Source organism: Pantoea allii, from assembly GCF_002307475.1.
GTDB classification, from domain to species: Bacteria; Pseudomonadota; Gammaproteobacteria; order Enterobacterales; family Enterobacteriaceae; genus Pantoea; species Pantoea allii.
This window is the reverse complement of sequence record NZ_NTMH01000038.1, coordinates 1-2,434: the sequence shown is the minus strand read 5'-3', so window position 1 is coordinate 2,434 and position 2,434 is coordinate 1. Positions and strand designations below refer to the sequence as shown.

The following is a 2,434-nucleotide window of genomic DNA, read 5'->3' as shown; positions in this document are numbered from 1 at the left end:
CAGATCGACAGCACCCCGGAAGAAAAAGCACGTGGTATCACCATCAACACTGCACACGTTGAGTATGAAACCCCGTCTCGCCACTATGCGCACGTTGACTGCCCAGGCCACGCCGACTATGTGAAAAACATGATCACCGGTGCTGCGCAGATGGACGGCGCGATCCTGGTTGTTGCTGCGACTGACGGCCCAATGCCGCAGACCCGTGAGCACATCCTGCTGGGTCGTCAGGTAGGCGTTCCTTACATCATCGTGTTCCTGAACAAGTGTGACATGGTTGATGACGAAGAGCTGCTGGAACTGGTTGAGATGGAAGTCCGTGACCTGCTGTCACAGTACGACTTCCCGGGCGACGATACTCCAATCGTTCGCGGTTCAGCTCTGAAAGCGCTGGAAGGCAACCCAGAGTGGGAAGAGAAAATCGTTGAGCTGGCTGGTCACCTGGATAACTACATCCCGGACCCGGTACGTGCAATCGATATGCCATTCCTGCTGCCAATCGAAGACGTATTCTCAATCTCTGGTCGTGGTACCGTTGTGACCGGTCGTGTAGAGCGCGGTATCGTTAAAGTCGGCGACGAAGTTGAAATCGTGGGTATCAAAGATACAGCGAAATCAACCTGTACCGGCGTTGAAATGTTCCGCAAACTGCTGGACCAGGGTCAGGCAGGCGAAAACTGTGGTGTTCTGCTGCGCGGTATCAAGCGTGAAGACATCCAGCGTGGTCAGGTACTGGCTAAGCCGGGCTCAATCAAGCCACACACCAAGTTTGAGTCAGAAGTCTACGTTCTGTCTAAAGACGAAGGTGGCCGCCATACTCCGTTCTTCAAGGGCTACCGTCCACAGTTCTACTTCCGTACCACAGACGTGACCGGTTCAGTAGAGCTGCCAGAAGGCGTTGAGATGGTCATGCCGGGCGACAACATCAAAATGGTTGTTACCCTGATTCACCCAATCGCAATGGACGAAGGTCTGCGCTTCGCCATCCGCGAAGGCGGCCGTACCGTTGGCGCGGGCGTTGTTGCTAAAGTTATCGCTTAATTGTGATATCTGATGTGACTGCTTACGCGGTCACGGCAAAATAAAAAGAGCACTTCGGTGCTCTTTTTTTTGCTTTAATGTCCCGTCCTGAATAGCGTTGACACATTTTCCACTGGTTTTGAGGAGAATGTGATGAAACAGTATGTTAAACGCACTCAGCGGGATTACTCTCTGTCTTTTAAGCTGGCAGTCGTGGAGCAGGTTGAAAAAGGCGAGATGACTTACCGCCAGGCTCAGGAACGCTACGGCATCCAGGGATGTTCCACCGTGCTCATGTGGTTACGTAAATACGGTCATCTGGACTGGCAGTCATCCCGGCAGCGCACCACCCGTGGAGGAAACATGACAAAATCTCTCCCCCTCACACCTGAACAGCGAATCAAAGAGCTTGAGCAGCAACTGGCTGAATCCGAAGTTAAAGCGCAGTTTTTTGAAGCTGTCGTGAAGGTGATGAACACCGAATTCGGTGCCACACTCACAAAGAAGCAGTTAGCGTCCTTATCGCGAAAGCACAGACACAATCCCTGAAACTGACTGTCGTCAGGGTCTGCCGGTATTTAAAGATAAGCCGTCAGGCCTGGTATCAGGGATGCCGGCGTGAAATGCGCAGGGCTGAAAAGGCACACCGCATTACTGAAGAAGTCAGACTTATCAGGTTACAGCAGCCCCGCCTGGGTACCCGGAAACTGCAGCATATTCTTAACGAGCGGGAAGATGCCGCATTGCATATCGGGCGGGACAGTCTGTTCGCTGTGCTGCGGGAAGCCCGGTTACTGGTTCATCCGGCAAGGGCTTATCATAAAACAACGAACAGCCGTCATCATTTTTACAGACATCCGAATCTGCTGAAAGCGGGGCCGGAGCAGACGGTAATCTCCGGTCCGGAGCAGGTATGGGTTGCCGACATCACCTGGCTTCCGGTAAGAACAGGTATGGCCTACATCAGTCTGGTAACGGACGCTTTCTCACGAAAAATCGTGGGGTATCATGTTCATGAAAGTCTGCATACGGAACACGTTATTAAGGCGCTGCAAATGGCACTGAGGGAGCGGCAGGGAAAGGGCCGCCTGATCCACCACTCAGATCGCGGACTTCAGTACTGTTCGGCAATGTATCAGTCAGTGCATAAAAAACACGGTCTTGTCTGTTCAATGACGGACGGCTACGACTGCTATCAGAATGCGCTGGCAGAAAGGGTTAACGGCATACTGAAAAATGAATTACTGATTACGCGTCCGGCAGACGTGGTGCAGGCAGGCAGGATGGTCAGTGAGTCAGTCAGGATCTATAACAGCCAGCGTCCTCATCTGTCATTAAAATACAAAACGCCTGATGAGGTACATCAGGCGTTTTAAAAGATAAAAAAAGTGTCAACCTATGCCAGGACTAGTCA

Annotated in this window: 2 protein-coding genes; both read left to right on the top strand. The window is 52.1% G+C overall.

Features of this window, described 5'->3' with window-relative positions; genetic code table 11:
* Positions 1–1,041 (top strand): elongation factor Tu (gene tuf, locus CMR03_RS16985; RefSeq protein WP_096011319.1); only part of this gene is annotated, 1,041 nt, incomplete at its 5' end.
* Between the two features lie 132 nt (positions 1,042–1,173).
* A protein-coding gene (locus tag CMR03_RS16980) for an IS3 family transposase (RefSeq protein WP_425270632.1) occupies positions 1,174–2,396 on the top strand; the annotation gives its coding sequence in 2 pieces (ribosomal slippage) (positions 1,174–1,518 and positions 1,521–2,396; 1,221 coding nt in all).
* Positions 2,397–2,434: the final 38 nt, after the last annotated feature.